Origin of the sequence: Methylobacterium sp. J-070, assembly GCF_022829385.1 — a bacterium.
Lineage (GTDB): Bacteria > Pseudomonadota > Alphaproteobacteria > Rhizobiales > Beijerinckiaceae > Methylobacterium.
On the sequence record NZ_JAKSXX010000099.1, the window covers coordinates 13719 to 27487 of the forward strand.

General features: G+C 65.2%; 18 protein-coding genes and 1 pseudogene. 8 read left to right on the top strand and 11 right to left on the bottom strand.

The window, feature by feature from the left end; genetic code table 11:
* Positions 1–37 precede the first annotated feature (37 nt).
* The 5 genes from MKL01_RS07175 to MKL01_RS07195 all read right to left on the bottom strand — a co-directional run bounded on the left by MKL01_RS07175 (position 38) and on the right by MKL01_RS07195 (position 4754).
* Entirely contained in the window at positions 38–283 is a 246-nt protein-coding gene (locus MKL01_RS07175) for a hypothetical protein (protein ID WP_243904526.1), read from the bottom strand.
* Between the two features lie 187 nt (positions 284–470).
* Positions 471–1994 carry an aspartate ammonia-lyase gene (locus tag MKL01_RS07180; RefSeq protein ID WP_409566213.1) on the bottom strand — a complete coding sequence of 508 codons (1524 nt, stop codon included), beginning with the start codon at positions 1992–1994 and terminating at the stop codon, positions 471–473.
* Between the two features lie 142 nt (positions 1995–2136).
* A complete protein-coding gene (locus tag MKL01_RS07185) occupies positions 2137–2544 on the bottom strand; it encodes a DUF3830 family protein (protein WP_243904528.1) in 408 nt (135 codons plus the stop codon).
* A 91-nt stretch (positions 2545–2635) separates the two neighbouring features.
* Positions 2636–3982, bottom strand: a complete 1347-nt coding sequence (locus tag MKL01_RS07190; protein WP_243904529.1) for a dicarboxylate/amino acid:cation symporter — start codon at positions 3980–3982, stop codon at positions 2636–2638.
* Between the two features lie 85 nt (positions 3983–4067).
* Positions 4068–4754, bottom strand: a complete 687-nt coding sequence (locus MKL01_RS07195) for a GntR family transcriptional regulator (protein ID WP_243904530.1) — start codon at positions 4752–4754, stop codon at positions 4068–4070.
* 308 nt (positions 4755–5062) lie between these two features.
* Here MKL01_RS07195 and MKL01_RS36130 point away from each other — a divergent pair, with 308 nt between their 5' ends.
* The gene (locus MKL01_RS36130; RefSeq protein WP_409566211.1) at positions 5063–5410 is read left to right on the top strand and encodes a DUF6522 family protein; all 348 of its coding nucleotides are present in this window, start codon (positions 5063–5065) and stop codon (positions 5408–5410) included.
* A 229-nt stretch (positions 5411–5639) separates the two neighbouring features.
* Here MKL01_RS36130 and MKL01_RS36135 read toward each other — a convergent pair whose 3' ends face one another.
* Both MKL01_RS36135 and MKL01_RS07205 read right to left on the bottom strand, forming a co-directional pair.
* Positions 5640–5840, bottom strand: coding sequence for a MucR family transcriptional regulator (locus tag MKL01_RS36135; protein ID WP_409566212.1), 201 nt, complete (start codon positions 5838–5840; stop codon positions 5640–5642).
* A gap of 104 nt (positions 5841–5944) precedes the next feature.
* Positions 5945–6604, bottom strand: a complete 660-nt coding sequence (locus MKL01_RS07205) for a GntR family transcriptional regulator (RefSeq protein ID WP_243904531.1) — start codon at positions 6602–6604, stop codon at positions 5945–5947.
* A gap of 159 nt (positions 6605–6763) precedes the next feature.
* Here MKL01_RS07205 and MKL01_RS07210 point away from each other — a divergent pair, with 159 nt between their 5' ends.
* From MKL01_RS07210 to MKL01_RS07225, 4 genes and pseudogenes are all read left to right on the top strand, one after another.
* Positions 6764–8116 (top strand): nucleobase:cation symporter-2 family protein, encoded by a 1353-nt coding sequence (locus MKL01_RS07210; RefSeq protein WP_243904532.1) that lies wholly within the window; start codon positions 6764–6766, stop codon positions 8114–8116.
* Positions 8117–8163: 47 nt separating this feature from the next.
* A pseudogene (locus MKL01_RS35675) lies at positions 8164–8512 on the top strand (methyl-accepting chemotaxis protein); the annotation flags it as partial.
* A 184-nt stretch (positions 8513–8696) separates the two neighbouring features.
* Positions 8697–9191: a tRNA (N6-threonylcarbamoyladenosine(37)-N6)-methyltransferase TrmO gene (gene tsaA / locus MKL01_RS07220; RefSeq protein ID WP_243904533.1), complete on the top strand. Its 495-nt coding sequence runs from the start codon at positions 8697–8699 to the stop codon at positions 9189–9191.
* Between the two features lie 206 nt (positions 9192–9397).
* The gene (locus MKL01_RS07225; RefSeq protein ID WP_243904534.1) at positions 9398–10126 is read left to right on the top strand and encodes a substrate-binding domain-containing protein; all 729 of its coding nucleotides are present in this window, start codon (positions 9398–9400) and stop codon (positions 10124–10126) included.
* 23 nt (positions 10127–10149) lie between these two features.
* Here the strand turns inward: MKL01_RS07225 and MKL01_RS07230 are convergent, their stop codons facing one another.
* The 3 genes from MKL01_RS07230 to modA are packed head-to-tail and all read right to left on the bottom strand — an operon-like array spanning position 10150 to position 11688.
* Positions 10150–10659 (bottom strand): hypothetical protein, encoded by a 510-nt coding sequence (locus MKL01_RS07230; RefSeq protein ID WP_243904535.1) that lies wholly within the window; start codon positions 10657–10659, stop codon positions 10150–10152.
* A 2-nt stretch (positions 10660–10661) separates the two neighbouring features.
* The gene (locus MKL01_RS07235; RefSeq protein WP_243904536.1) at positions 10662–10871 is read right to left on the bottom strand and encodes a molybdopterin-binding protein; all 210 of its coding nucleotides are present in this window, start codon (positions 10869–10871) and stop codon (positions 10662–10664) included.
* Between the two features lie 37 nt (positions 10872–10908).
* Complete coding sequence (modA, locus tag MKL01_RS07240; protein ID WP_243904537.1) at positions 10909–11688, bottom strand: molybdate ABC transporter substrate-binding protein; 780 nt, start codon at positions 11686–11688, stop codon at positions 10909–10911.
* 141 nt (positions 11689–11829) lie between these two features.
* Between modA and MKL01_RS07245 the strand changes: the two genes are divergently transcribed.
* From MKL01_RS07245 to MKL01_RS07255, 3 genes are all read left to right on the top strand, one after another.
* Entirely contained in the window at positions 11830–12198 is a 369-nt protein-coding gene (locus MKL01_RS07245) for a winged helix-turn-helix domain-containing protein (protein ID WP_243904538.1), read from the top strand.
* A gap of 64 nt (positions 12199–12262) precedes the next feature.
* Positions 12263–13336 carry a hypothetical protein gene (locus tag MKL01_RS07250; RefSeq protein ID WP_243904539.1) on the top strand — a complete coding sequence of 358 codons (1074 nt, stop codon included), beginning with the start codon at positions 12263–12265 and terminating at the stop codon, positions 13334–13336.
* Positions 13243–13488, top strand: coding sequence for a DUF2325 domain-containing protein (locus tag MKL01_RS07255; protein ID WP_243904540.1), 246 nt, complete (start codon positions 13243–13245; stop codon positions 13486–13488). Before MKL01_RS07250 ends, MKL01_RS07255 begins: the two co-directional genes overlap by 94 nt.
* Before the next feature lie 14 nt (positions 13489–13502).
* Here MKL01_RS07255 and MKL01_RS07260 read toward each other — a convergent pair.
* The coding region (locus MKL01_RS07260; RefSeq protein ID WP_243904541.1) for an SOS response-associated peptidase family protein at positions 13503–13769 on the bottom strand (267 nt) is incomplete at its 5' end.

Here is a 13769-nt window from a genome sequence, read left to right on the forward strand (position 1 = left end):
TGCTCGTCGGTGAACGCCATGTCTCATCGCCAAGCCGCTACGCTGCGAGAGCCCCATTCTCAATTTGCGCTCCGAGACCACGGACACCTTCGCCACTGCGGTCACCGAACAGGTGCCGGTAGAGATCAGCCGGAGTACGCGTCGCACCGCTGCCGTCCGCGATGCGTACATCCGCCATCCCAGCGGCCATCAGGCTCATGCCCTGATCCAGCGCGTTCAGCAGGGAGGCGTGCTGATAGGCGAACCTGCGAGCGGACTCGCGGGCGGTGACGGTGAAGCTCACGGACGATGATCCTGATTTGGTCAAGCGGCGCGACAACACGGGCGGCGCTGCTGATCTGTGGTTGCGATAAGGCCGAAGGCTGAAGCGGGGCTCCTGACGAGCAGCGCTCCACGCATCTCCTCGCGGCTGATAGCGGCCAACGGTTGATGGAATCTTGTTCAACCTGGGGCCTCGGCGCCTCCCGCCTCTACAGCGCGTTGGCGACCTTCTGGCGCCGCGACGGCTGAATCATCGCTTCGAGTTCGAGGAGCTTGTTTAGCTGCTCCACGGTGAGTAGGCCTTCTTCCAGCACAACATCGGCCACCGGCCGGTTCTCTTTGAGCGCGCGCTGGGCCACTCGCGAACTCGCCTCGTAGCCTAGTGTCGGAGCGAGCGCCGTCACCAGCCCGATCGAGCCCTGGACGAGCGCACGGCAGCGCTCCCGGTCGGCCTCGATGCCCTCGACGCAGCGCTTGGTCAGCGTCTCGACCGCAGCCGTGAGCATCCGGAGCGACGAGAGCACGCAGTAGCCGATGGTCGGCTCGAACGCGTTAAGCTGAAGCTGGCCGCCCTCGGCGCACAGCGTCACGGTGAGGTCCTGGCCGATCACCATGTAGGCGACCTGATTGACCACCTCCGGGATCACCGGGTTGACCTTACCCGGCATGATCGAGGAGCCCGCCTGCACTGCAGGCAGCCGGATCTCGCCGAAGCCGGTGCGGGGTCCGGACGAGAGCAACCGCAGGTCGTTGCAGATCTTTGACAGCTTGACCGCCACGCGCTTGAGCGTGCCGGAGAACAACACGAACGCGCCGAGGTCCGAGGTCGCCTCGATCAGGTTCCCGGCCAACATCATCAGTTGGCCGGAGACACGCGAGAGTTCTTCCACGGCCAGCGAGGCGTAGCGCGGGTCCGCGTTGATGCCAGTGCCGATGGCGGTGGCCCCGAGGTTCACCTCGCGGAACAGCCCTACGATTTCGCCCAGGCGAGCCACGTCCTCTTTGATGGTGGCGTGAAAGCCGTCGAACTCCTGGCCGAGCGTCATCGGGACCGCGTCCTGAAGCTGGGTGCGGCCCATCTTGAGCACGTCGGCGAACTCGACCGCCTTGCCCTTGAAGGCGTAGGCGAGGTCGTCGAGCGCCTTCACCAGCGGCTGCGTCCCAAAGATCACCGCCAGCCGTAGAGCGGTCGGATAGGCGTCGTTGGTGCTTTGCGCCATGTTCACGTCGTCGTTGGGATGCAGGGCGGCGTAGTCGCCCGGCTTCTTCCCCATCAGCCCGAGGGCGACGTTGGCGATCACCTCGTTGGTGTTCATGTTGGTCGAGGTGCCCGCCCCGCCCTGGATCGCATCGACCACAAATGCGGCGTCGTAGCTGCGGTCCTCGGCGACCAGGGCGCAGGCCCGGTCGATCAGGTCGGCCTTGCCCGGCTCCAGGTAGCCGAGCCGCCGGTTGGCTCGTGCAGCGGCCTGCTTCACCAGCGCGAGCGCCCGGACGAATTCCGGAAAATGGCCGACTGGCACCCCGGTGATCGGAAAGTTCGTGACCGCGCGCTTGGTGTGGATGCCCCAGAGCGCGTCGGCTGGTACATCACCGTCGCCGAGCAGGTCGTGCTCGGAGCGGGTCCGCGCCGTCTCCATATCCACGGTACGGACGGTGGCGACCGCAAGTCCGGCGGGCTGCTCCCCCGAGATCTCCGCCTCGGACCGCTTCACGGTGTGATCGGCCGCCATCTGCACGGGTTTCCTCGTCATGGGACCACTCCACGCCTCTGAGGTGGGCTAATTCGCCGAGATGAATACAGAATCTGAGCGAGGCGATCCTTGCACGCTCTCAGCTTGACACGAACGCCTCACGACGGCCGGGTCCAAATCCTTAGACGATCGCGAACGCGACCGGTGGCGCGCCCTGCCACAGCGTCATCGCGCCGAGCTTGCGCAGACTCACTAAGCCCGAGGGCAGCGTGATGAAGAGTTTGCCCGCAAGCTGGCCCATCTTCGAGGCGAAATGCACGCCGCCGTAGGCCAGTAGGACCTCGGTCTCGCTGATCCCGCCAGGGTAGAGGATGATCTGCCTAGGTTCTGGGTAGCTGGTGTGGTTCTCGTAGCCGACACCGAAGTCGAGATCGCCTAACGGCATCCACACGCCTTCGCCGCTCCAGCGCACGTGCACCGCCTCGCTCGTGAACGACATGTGCGCACGGAAGGCAGCGCAGGTCTTCGGTGCCGCCTCGTCCTCAAACCGAGCCCCGAACGGCCCGGCCGTCACCCGCAATCCGTCCATCAGCCAACTTTCTGCATGCACTCGAGATTACGAGGCTCATCGCACGACATCGCCCGCCATCACTGGGGAAGCAGGCGATGTCGGTAGGCCCTTACGCGGGTTGCTGGGCCGCCGAGATTACCGTGAGGTCCGGCGGCGGACTGTCGAGCACGGCATGCGCACGCGTCTTGTCGAGGTCGCCCTCCCAGGCCGCTACCACGACGGTCGCGACGCAGTTGCCGATCAGGTTGCCGACCGCGCGCGCCATGCCGATGAACCAATCCACCGACAGCACCAGCACGAGGCCGATCGCCGGGATCGACGGCACGGCGTTCAGCGTGGCGGCCAAGATGACGATCGCCGAGCCAGGAACACCGTGCGCTCCCTTCGAGGTGACCAGCGAGATGCCAAGCACCAGCAGGAGATCGCCTAGCGAGAGCGGCGTGCCGGTCGCCTGCGCGATGAACACGACCGCCAGCGTCAGGTAGATCGAGAACGCGTCGAGGTTGAACGAGTACCCGGTGGGCACGACGAGCCCGACCACGGACGGCTTCACGCCCATGTACTCCAGTTTACGCATGATCTGCGGCAGCACGGCGTCGGAGGAGGCGGTGCCCAGCACGATGGTGAGTTCCTCGCGCAGGTAGGCCAGGAACTTGATGATGCTGATGTCAGCAAGCCGCATCACTCCGCCGAGGATGACCAGCACGAAGACGGCCACGGCGACGTAGTACAGGCCGACGAGCGACAGCAACTGCGTGAGCGAGCCGACGCCGTACTTGCCGACCGTGTAGGCGACGGCCCCGAGCACGCCGAGCGGGGCCGTGCGCACGATCAGCCCCATCGCTTTGAACAGAACGCCCGAGACCGCGTCGATCAGGTCGGTCACCTTCTGCCCTTGCGGGCCGCCGTACAGGGCGAGGCTGACGCCGAAGATGATGGCGAAGAACAGCACCTGGAGCACGTCGTTGCGGGCCAGGGCGTCGAACGAGGTGGTCGGGATGATGTTCAGCAGGAAGCTGGAGAAGCCGCCGGTATGCAGCTTGTTGGCGTTGTCGGCGTAGGTGCTGAGCGCCTTGCCGTCGAGGGTAGCGGTGTTGATGTTCATGCCGTGACCAGGGCCGACGAGATAGGCCAGCACGATCCCGAGGATAAGGGCGACGGTCGTCATCGCTTCGAAATAGATCAGCGCCTTGACCCCGACGCGGCCGACCTTCTTGAGGTCGCCTGTCCCGGCGATGCCGTGCACGACCACGCAGAAGACGATCGGCGCGACGATCATCGAGATCAGCTTCAGGAAGGCGTCGGACAGTACCTTCAGTTGCTGCGCGAACTCGGGCGTGGCCATGCCGAGCACGATGCCGAGCCCGAGGCCGACGACGACCTGAAAGAACAGCGACTTGTACAGCGGCTGGCGCGACTTCTCCGGCGCGGCGACAGGTATGGATGGGACCGACATCACGTGATCTCCTCAATGTATAACTTGGGGGATACGCAGAACTGGGTCGGTAGCGTCGATCTTGCTCATGCAGCCGAGCCTGCCCTCATTCTCCCGTCTTCGAGAGCTTCAGGGCTTGGCGAAGGCTGGTCAGCGGATCGTCATCCTTGGCGCGCGTCAGTCCCGCCTCGACGTTGCCGATGTGAGAGACCATGAGGTCGGCGGCTTGCCTCAGGTCACCCGCAGCCAGGGCGTCTGTGATCGCCTCGTGCTCGTCGCAGGAGACCGTCGCGTCGTGGCTGGACTGGTAGAGAGCAGAGATCAGGACCGTGCGCGCGGTGAGGTCGCGCAGGATGTCGGGGAGCACGCGGTTGCCGAGCGCTTCGACGAGGCAGACGTGGAAGTCGCCGAGCAGGAAGCTGCGCGCCTCCAGGTCCCCGGATGCGATGGCCTCACGTTCGTGAACGATGTGCGCCCGCAGCTTTTCCACCACCTCAGGCCTAAGGCGGTGGACGGCCAAGAGGATGCCCATCTCGATGGCCTGACGGGCCTGGAAGACTTCCTGCGCCTCCTCGAAGGACGGCTTGATCACGAACCAGCCACGGCGGGCGCTGACCTGAACGATACCGCGTGCCTCTAAGCGGATCAGCGCCTCGCGGGCGACCGTGCGCGAGACGGAGAACAGAGTGGCGAGGCTCTGCTCGCCGAGGCGTGTCCCTGCCGCGATGCGACCGGCGAGGATGGCATCCACGATAACGCGATCGATCGAGTTTGCAGGGGCGGAGTTCTGCATGCTGGTCAAGCTGCCATACAAGAATTTCTCGCAAGCAGCGTACCAGACACGTCAACCTACTGCATGGCTCGGCTCACCGACTGAGAGCGACCCTGCGGACAGCATTCGCGGGCTCTGCTGATGAACCCACTTCCGATCGCCGGTTACGAACATGGCCAGCCCGTCGACGCGTCCACGATCTGCTCGAAAGCTTGTGGAGCGGCCCCTACGGCTCGGCCCCGGTCAGGGCCTTGATGCGCGGCTGAAATCACCGCTTGGCCGTTTGGACCGCTGTTTGCACCGCTCGGTCGAGTCGCGGAGGCCAGAGCGTGCGCTTAGATCTTGATAACCAGGGCGGTTGGTTGATCACACCAGCGGAACTAGCTCATCGGATTGGAATGGAGGTGTGGGCTCTACAGCGGCAAGCTGTTCTCGGTCATGTCGATAGTCGCCTTGATCGCGGGTATGGCCGTGACGAGGGCCGCTCGCGTGTGACGGTAATCGTCGGCAAATTCGGTTGGCAGGGCATCTTCCAAGCTGATGGCCGCCTGCTCTCCGAGTTCCGCTGGGAGCCTCAGCCGAGCACCATGGCGATCAACAGGCGCAAGGCTCTGCATGACGTCAGGGCTGACCGACACAATGGCGAGGACAACGTTCTTATCCTAAGGAGAGCTTAAGCCTTTCCGCCTAACTCAAACAGATGATGCAGCATAGCTCACAGCTACGCTACCGGTAGCTGCCTGAAACGCAGATGACGGGGAACTTCGCTCGTGTCTCCAGCTAAGCGCGACAACGGCCGCTCCGCCCAGCGCTTGTCCAGGCCCGAGCGATCACAGGCAGGCCGTAGCGGTCTCGGTATGCCTTCGGGTCGAACCCGTGGCTGGTCAAGCGGCGCTTTAGCGTCTTCTAGGTCTTGCCGTCGATGAAGCTGACGATGCCGTCATGCCGAACCGACTTGCGGATCTGAGCCGCGCCCGGCTTCTCGACCGCGACAAACGAAACATTTGCATCGGACGCGTTGCCAGAAGCCATTCCCACCACGGCGCTGTGTACGCTCTGGATCAGGTTAGCTGTCTGGATGATCGCATCAATGGCGCCCTCCCGCATCCCCCACGCGCACGCGCGCGCATCTGCACCGGATCAACACTTGCCCGTCGTGATCAGCGCGGGAGACGTAAGTGGAAGTGTTCAGCCTCCACCGCTCGATTGCGTCAAGCAGCCCGCGTCGCGGTGAGACTGACGAAAGTGTCCTCTACCAAGCTGACGTGATCGAGCATGGCAGCATGCGCTCCCGCTGCGTTCCCCGACACGATCGCCTGCACGACGAGGTCGTGCTCAGCCTGTGAGCGCGGCAAGCGACCGGGGCTGCGGAACTGCGCACGACGATAGGGATCGAGGCGGCGACGCAGCCTGATGACCATGTCTGCTAGGATGGTGTTGTGGCTGCCTGCGTAGATCAGGCCGTGGAACGTCACGTTGGCCTCGACGAACCCAGCGACATCGTCGGTCTCGACCAATGCGCCCATGCGTTCGTGCTGGTTCTGAAGGCGTCTGCGCTCGATCGGGGTCATGCTGAGCGCCGACAGCCGCGCGCACGTCGCCTCTAACTCACCCATCGCCACGAACATCGTCTCGAGCTTCTCGGGTGTGATCTCAGCGACCACAGCGCTCCGACGCGGCCGCAGTTCGACCAGCCCCATGGCAGCGAGCGACCGGATCGCCTCGCGGACCGGCGTGCGCGAGACGGCGTACCGCTCCGCCAGCCCGTGCTCGTCGAGCCGCGCTCCTGGCGCAAGCACCCCCGAGAGGATCGAATCAGCGATGTCGGCCGCCAGCTTGTCGGTCTGCGTTTGCTTGCTCGATTGAGCCATCGTCGATCTCGGCCTCAGTTTGGCTGATCATCAATCCGGCAACTGCTCAGCACAATACCGGCATGCAATGAAAATTTGTGCAGCGCCGCACTAAGTATCAGCATCCTAAGTTGCGATTTTGCATGCAGAATTGATTGATCGCATACGAAAGGATCGGCTATGACCGAGCGCGTCCATCCCGTCGATGAAGTCCTGCCCGCGCCGCGCCTGTTCGCGCTCGGCCTTCAGCACGTGCTGGTCATGTACGCCAACGCCGTGGCTGTGCCGCTCATCCTCGGCGCAGCCCTGAAGCTGCCCAAGGATCAGATCGCAATGCTGATCAATGCAGATTTGTTCGCCTGCGGGATCGCGACGCTGGTGCAGACGATCGGCGTAGGGCCATTCGGCATCCGCCTGCCGGTCATCATGGGTGTCACCGCCGTCTCGATCTCGCCGATGCTCGCCATGGCGGCCATGCCCGGCGTCGGGCTGAACGGCATCTACGGTGCGGTGATCGTCGGCGGCCTGTTCGGCCTGTGCGTCGCGCCCTTCGTCAAGTACGTCTTGCGCTTCTTCCCAGCCGTGGTGACCGGCACGATTATCACGATGATCGGTGTGGTGCTCATGCGCGTCGGCGTGAACTGGGCCGGTGGTGGGGCGGCTGCGGCCGACTTCGGCGCGGGCGGCTATCTCGCAGTCGCCGGGCTCGTTCTGGCCGTGATCCTCCTGATCATCCGGTTCGGGACCGGCTTTCTCGCCAACATGGCCGTGCTGCTCGGCGTGACCGCCGGTTACCTCGTGACCATCGCATTGGGCTGGACCGACTTCTCCGGCATCCAAGAAGAGCCTTGGCTGCGCATCGTGCTGCCGCTCCAGTTCGGTTTCCCGACCTTCTACCTAATCCCGTGTCTGACGATGTGCCTCGTGATGACGATCGTGTTCATTGAGGCCACCGGCATGTTCCTGGCCCTCGGGTCGATGACCGGCCGGGAGGTCGGCCCGGAAGACATCAAGCGGGGTCTGCGCGCCGACTCGCTCGGCACGTTGATCGGCGGCGTCTTCAACACGTTCCCCTACGTGTCCTACTCCCAGAACATCGGGCTCGTGGGCGTGACCAACGTCTACAGCCGCTGGGTATGCGCGGCGGGCGGTGTGATCATGCTGGCGCTGGGCCTTGTGCCGAAGCTCGCTTTCATCGTCGCCTCGGTGCCTCAGTGCGTGCTCGGGGGTGCTGGCTTCATCATGTTCGGCATGGTCGCCGCTACGGGCATCAAGATCCTCAAGAGCGTCGATTACGGGAAGTCGCCTAACAACACGATCGTCGTGGCGATCTCGATCGGCTTTGGCCTGATCCCGCTCGTCTCGCCGAACTTCTTCCGGATTTTCCCCACCGAGTTGAAGCCGATCTTCGGCGACGGCATCATCCTGACCTCGATCGCGGCTGTGCTCCTGAACGCCTACTTCAATCGCACGAGCGCAGAGGAGGCGAGCGAGGGCGCTGTGCTTGCAGCGCAGGGCGCGAGCCACATCTGAACGATCAATCGCTCGCGGGGCAGCGGAAACTGAGAGACCTGCTGCCCCAGCTTCAGGCGATCGCTCGAGTCATGACGCCCAACGCGACCGAGGCGATCTCTCAGTCCACTACTGTGGCCGCGACTGCCGAGGAGTTGGGCTCGTCCATCCAGGAGATAATTCGGCAGGTCTCCGGTTCGGCTCTTCTCCAGACCGCCGTCAGCGAAGCCGATCAGACAGCCGCTCTCGTTCAGGCGCTCGGTCAGAATTCGCTCCGGATCGGCGCCATTCGGGATGATCTCAGGCATCGCGGGCCAAACGTACTTGCTGGCGCTCAATGCCACGATCGAGGCCGCTCGCAAGGGCGTTGCCGGTCGCGGCTTCGCCGTCGTGGCGTCCGAAGTTAGGGCTCTAGCTGTGGGTCCTGCTCAGGGACAGACGATGTGGCAACTTTCGCTCGGGTTGGAAAACAGACGGCTGCCTTTCAAAGGTTGAACGTCAGCAGTTGCCCAAAAGAAGACGGTCTCGTAGCGCGGAGTAATTCGAACACGCTGCGACAGGGAACTGGCATTAGTTGAGCGTCCGTGGGAGAACGGTATCCATGGTGCGTCTCAACGAAATCAGAGCCGGGGAAGTCGCAGTTGCGGCACCGGACGCCCAAGACGCTGGGTTGGTCTACATCGGTCGCATCCGCACGCCCTGGACCGACCGCCTCGCCTGCCCACGCCAGGGGCGTTCGGATGGTCCGCTCTGCCGTATCGAAGTGTTCGAGCCTTGGGTCGCGGCCCTCGACGGGCTAGCAGCCTTCGCCCAGATCGAGGTGCTGTACTGGCTCGATGCCTCGCGACGCGATCTCGTGCGGCAGAGCCCCGCCAACGATGGCACCACGCGGGGGACTTTCGCCCTGCGCTCGCCAGTGCGGCCGAACCCAATCGGAACGTCGATCGCCACGCTCGTTGCCATCGAGGGCAACACCCTGACGGTCAGGGGCTTGGACTGCCTGGACGGTACGCCGCTCCTCGACCTCAAGCCTGACCGGGCACTTTTCACCCCGATTGCCCCACCGCAACCCGGCGACTTCGAGACCGGCGGCTGACACCCCGACCGGGCGCACGGGAGCCAGCACCCGGGGGTGGCCTCAACGGTCACTTGGTTATATCCATGTGGATACAGCGCTGATCCAACTGTCCGGATTGTATTTTGGCCGCCTCTCGTCTCCCTTCATCGCTGCGTGCCTTGCGCTTAGCGGCCCTTCTCGGGTGCCTCACAATGGCTTCCGCGGGGGTATCGTTAGCGGAGCCCGTGCGGGTCTACGCTGCCGGCAGTCTCGTGGCCGCACTTAAGGACGTGATCGCCGCCTCGGGCCTGCCCGCGGAGGCGGTGGTCGCGCCGACCTTCGGGCCGGCCGGTCTACTGCGGCAGCGGATCGAGGACGGAGAAAAGGCGGACCTCTACCTATCGGCCGACCTCGCCGGTCCGCGCCGCCTTGCTGCGGCGGGCAAGGCCAAAGACGTCGTGCCGTTTGCTCGCAACACGCTGTGCGTGCTCGCCCGCGCCGATCTAGGCCTGACGTCCGACAACCTTCTCGACCAACTCCTCAAGCCCAACCTGCGGCTCGCGACCTCGACACCCGGGGCCGATCCCGGCGGCGACTACGCGCAGGCCGTGTTCGACCGGGCCGAGGCCGCGCATCCCGGCGCCAGGGCCGTGCTGGAGAAGAAGGCGCTGAAGCTGCTCGGCACGCCCAACGCGATGGTGCCGGTGGCAGACCACAGTCCCAGCGCCACCGTCTTCCTGGGCAACAACGCCGACGCGCTGCTGTACTACTGCAGCGGCCAGCGCGGCACGATGAAGGAGGCCGCCGGCCTCAGCCTCGTGCGACTGCCGTCCGATCTGACGGTGCCGGCGACCTACACCCTAGCGCTGATCACCGATAATCCGGACGCGATGCGCCTCGCCTTGTTCCTCGTCTCCGAGAAAGGGCAGGCGATCCTCGCCCGCCATGAACTCGGGCCGATCAGCGAGCCATGAGGCACCGGGGGCGGCCTGCTCAGCTAATCGGCCGGGAGAAGGTCGAGTTTGATCTGCGGGCTCGACGCGCGGCTGATCTCGATCGTCACGGTGCCGGCGTCCAGAGCAAAGCGCACGCTCTTGCGCACCTCCGGGCAACCAATTTTGCCGCTGTGAGCCGCGGGCTTGAGGGTCGAGCGGCCATCCTGGCTGACGTCGATCCAGGCCTCGTTCGAGAGCGTCACCTGATACGTCCCGGCGGCTGGCACCGTGGTGGTCACGAAGCCCGCGAAGGTATCAGGCTTCGCCCCCTTCTCGGACGGAACCGGCAGCGCGATCGCCGCGGCCGGTCCGAGGGTCAGTTGCGCTGCACCGAGACCGGCCGGCAGGGCCGAACCAGACGCGAGCGCGGGCAGATCCGGCGCGCCGAAGGCGGCACGTTCCCGCGCCACCGACCACGCGAAGCTCGCGCAGGCCGGCACGTCCTCGGCCGTAGCCGTGTTGACCGAAAGGGCTACGAGCCCGACAGCGAGGAGGGCGCGGGGGATCGCCATCGTCAGTCGACCGCGATCATGACGTCGGACGCCTTGATCACGGCGTAGGCCGGGCCGCCCACCACGAGCTTCAGGCTGTCGACCGCCTCGTTGGTGATGGCGGCGGTGACGACCTGTCCCGGCATGATCTCGATCTTGACGTGCGCCGTGGTGGCGCCCTTCTCGATCGCGGCCACGGTGCCCTTGACGATGTTGCGCGCGCTGATCTTCACGAGGTTCGCCTTCCTACTGGGCCCGCTACGGGGCCTGTCATTGCTTGCCACTGTCGATGACGCTGAAGCCCTGAGCCTCGAAGAAGGGCTTGGCTGCTGCGCTCCGGAGATAATCCAGGAAGCGCGCCGCCCCGTCGCCCTTCGCGTCCGCCGTGACGGCGAACGGGTACACCACCGGGGGGTGGCTGTCCGCCGGGAACACACCCAGGATCTTCACATTGGGATCCGACTTCGCGTCGCTCTCGTAGACGACGCCGAGCGGAGCCTCGCCGCGCGAGACCAGTATCAAGGCCGCGCGGACGTTGTCGGCCTGTGCGAGCCGCGGCTGGATCCCGGTCCACAGGCCCAGCTTCTCGAAGGCGATCTTGGCGTACTTGCCGATCGGCACCGAGTTGACCTCGCCGGTCGCCAAGCGTCCGTCAGGGCCGAGTGCCTTTGCGAAGCCCTCCGGCGTGAAGGCGATCGTGGTCTCCTTCGCGTCCTTCGGCGCCACCACGACCAAGCGGTTGTTCAGCAGGTTTACCCGCGTGTCCGAGCGGATGAGGTTCTTCTTGGCGAGGTAGTCCATCCATTCGAGATCGGCCGAGGCGAATAGGTCGGCAGGTGCCCCGCTCTCGATCTGACGGGCCAGCGCGGACGACGCCGCGTAGCTCGCCCTGATGGCGATCCCCGACTGCGCCGTGAACGCCTTGCCGGCATCATCGAGGGCGTTCTTGAGGCTGGCCGCCGCAAACACTGTGGTGGTCTCGGCAGCCTGTGTCGCGCCAGCGGCAAGGAGCAGGGCGGCGATCAGGCCGGAGCGGATCAGGCGGTTCATGCGTGAAGCAGTCCTCGACTACGAATGTGTCGCTTGCGCTATATCAAGTGAAACATATCGCGGAAACCACCCTGTGCTGCGCACGTGATCATTCGATCTGTCGGCGCGGGGGATGGTGGTGCGAGGTGGGGAGAAGGCCGGATGGCAAGCCTGAGTATCCGCATCGACATCGGGCCGGACAACCGCGTTGGTCCGGGCAAGGTGCAGCTTTTGGAGATGATCGCGGAGCACGGTTCGATCTCGGCGGCCGGGCGCGCGCTGGACATGTCCTATCGGCGGGCGTGGATGTTGATCGAGGCGATGAACAGCGGCTTCGGGCAGCCCGTGGTCGAGGCGCAGATCGGCGGCAAGGCGGGGGGCGGGGCGCGGCTGTCGGGCTTCGGGGCCGATCTCGTCGCCCACTACCGGGCGATCGAGCGGGCCGCCGACCGCGCGGCCGCCCCGTTTCTCGACCGGATCGTCGCCCCTGATCGGAACGCGGGCGATGAGCCGCCCACCACCTCCCCCTAGGCAAACCGGTTGTTTTTGGACAGACTGCTATATCTGACCGGATATAGCGCCTGCCGAGACGCCGATGCCGCCACACGCTTACCTCGACGGCCCCGCCCTGCGCGCTCTTGCGTCAGCCGGTCATCCGCCGTTCGTCCCCCCGCCTGCCGCCGACCCGGCCGACAAGCCGCGCGATCGGATCTGGGAGCTTGCCGAGAGCCTGCACTGTTCGATCGTCGGCACCTGCCTGACCAACGCCGAGGCCCGAGCGATCCTGGCCAAGCTCGGGCGGCCGGATGTGCGGACCATCAGCGAGCACCGGCTGCACGGCGAGATCGTCCAGATCGCCGGCCGCAAGGACGGCGGCGCCCGTCTGCTGCAGAAGACCCTGGACCGGCGGCATGAGCGTGAGATCGCGCGCTTCGATGAGGCCCGCACACCCGATGCGGTACGGGCGCTGTGGAAGGCTTCCCGGGAACGCGGCGAGATCCCTGGGGCCTACTGGGCGGCGATCACCCACCCGGCGACTGATTGGCCCCTGGTGCAGGACATCTTCGGCGAGGTGCACATGCTCTCGCACCTCGTCGGTCAGTCGAACCGGGCCGACATCCGACGCCTGCACCATCTCGAAGAAGAGTTGGCGCGGCGCGATGAGGCGATCATCGCACGGGACGAGCGCATCATGGCGCTCATGTCGGAGCGCGACGACCTCGACAGACGCACGAGGGCTGTCGAGACCGAACGCCTCGTCCCAGTGGCCACGGCCGTCGAGTCACCATGCACACGTGCGCTGGAAGCACGGCTGGCCCGGGAGACAGCGCACGCGACAGCCTTGGAGGAGAGGCTGGCGGTGCTGGCCAAAGCGGCCGAACGCCTCAGCACCGATCTGGCCTCAGAGATAGCTCGTCGCTCTGTCGCCGAGAGGGAACTGGCTGCGCTCGAAGCGGCGCTAGAGGAGCCGACCGCGATCGTTGCTGACGACCGAGCATCAGGATGGCTCGACGGTCGGGTCATCCTCTATGTCGGCGGTCGGCGCAGCGTCAGGTGGCTAATTTGCGCCGCTTTGTGGAGGCCAAGGGCGGCAGACTGCTCAACCACGACGGCGGCGTCGAGGACAATCTCGGCCTCTTGGCAGGGCTGGTTGGGCAAGCTGAACTAGCGGTATTCCCGGTGACGTGCGTCAGCCACGAGGCGAGCCTTCATCTCAAGCGATACTGTGAAGCTCAAGCTAAGCCTTTCCATCCGGTCCGGAGCGCCAGCCTCGCCGGCTTCCTGCATGTCGTCGAACAGTATCAAGACGCCAGCACTTAAATTAAGTTCAGACTCTAACTCGTTTCGTCCGCTCGCCCATCCCGGCGCGCGCCACGAGCTACGACGACCAAGGCATCATCGGCCAAGGGCCGCTGGAGATCCTTCGCTTCCGACCAGGGCGCTGACAGCCACGTCGCCCACTCCTCTGGCTTCGTGAGGATCACCGGCATCGCCTTCGGGTGAACCGCACCGACTTCGGCGTTCGGCTCGGTCGTCAGGAAGGCATACAGGTCGTCGGTCGTCTCGCCGTCCTTCACCTTCCGCACGCTCTGCCAGCCCTC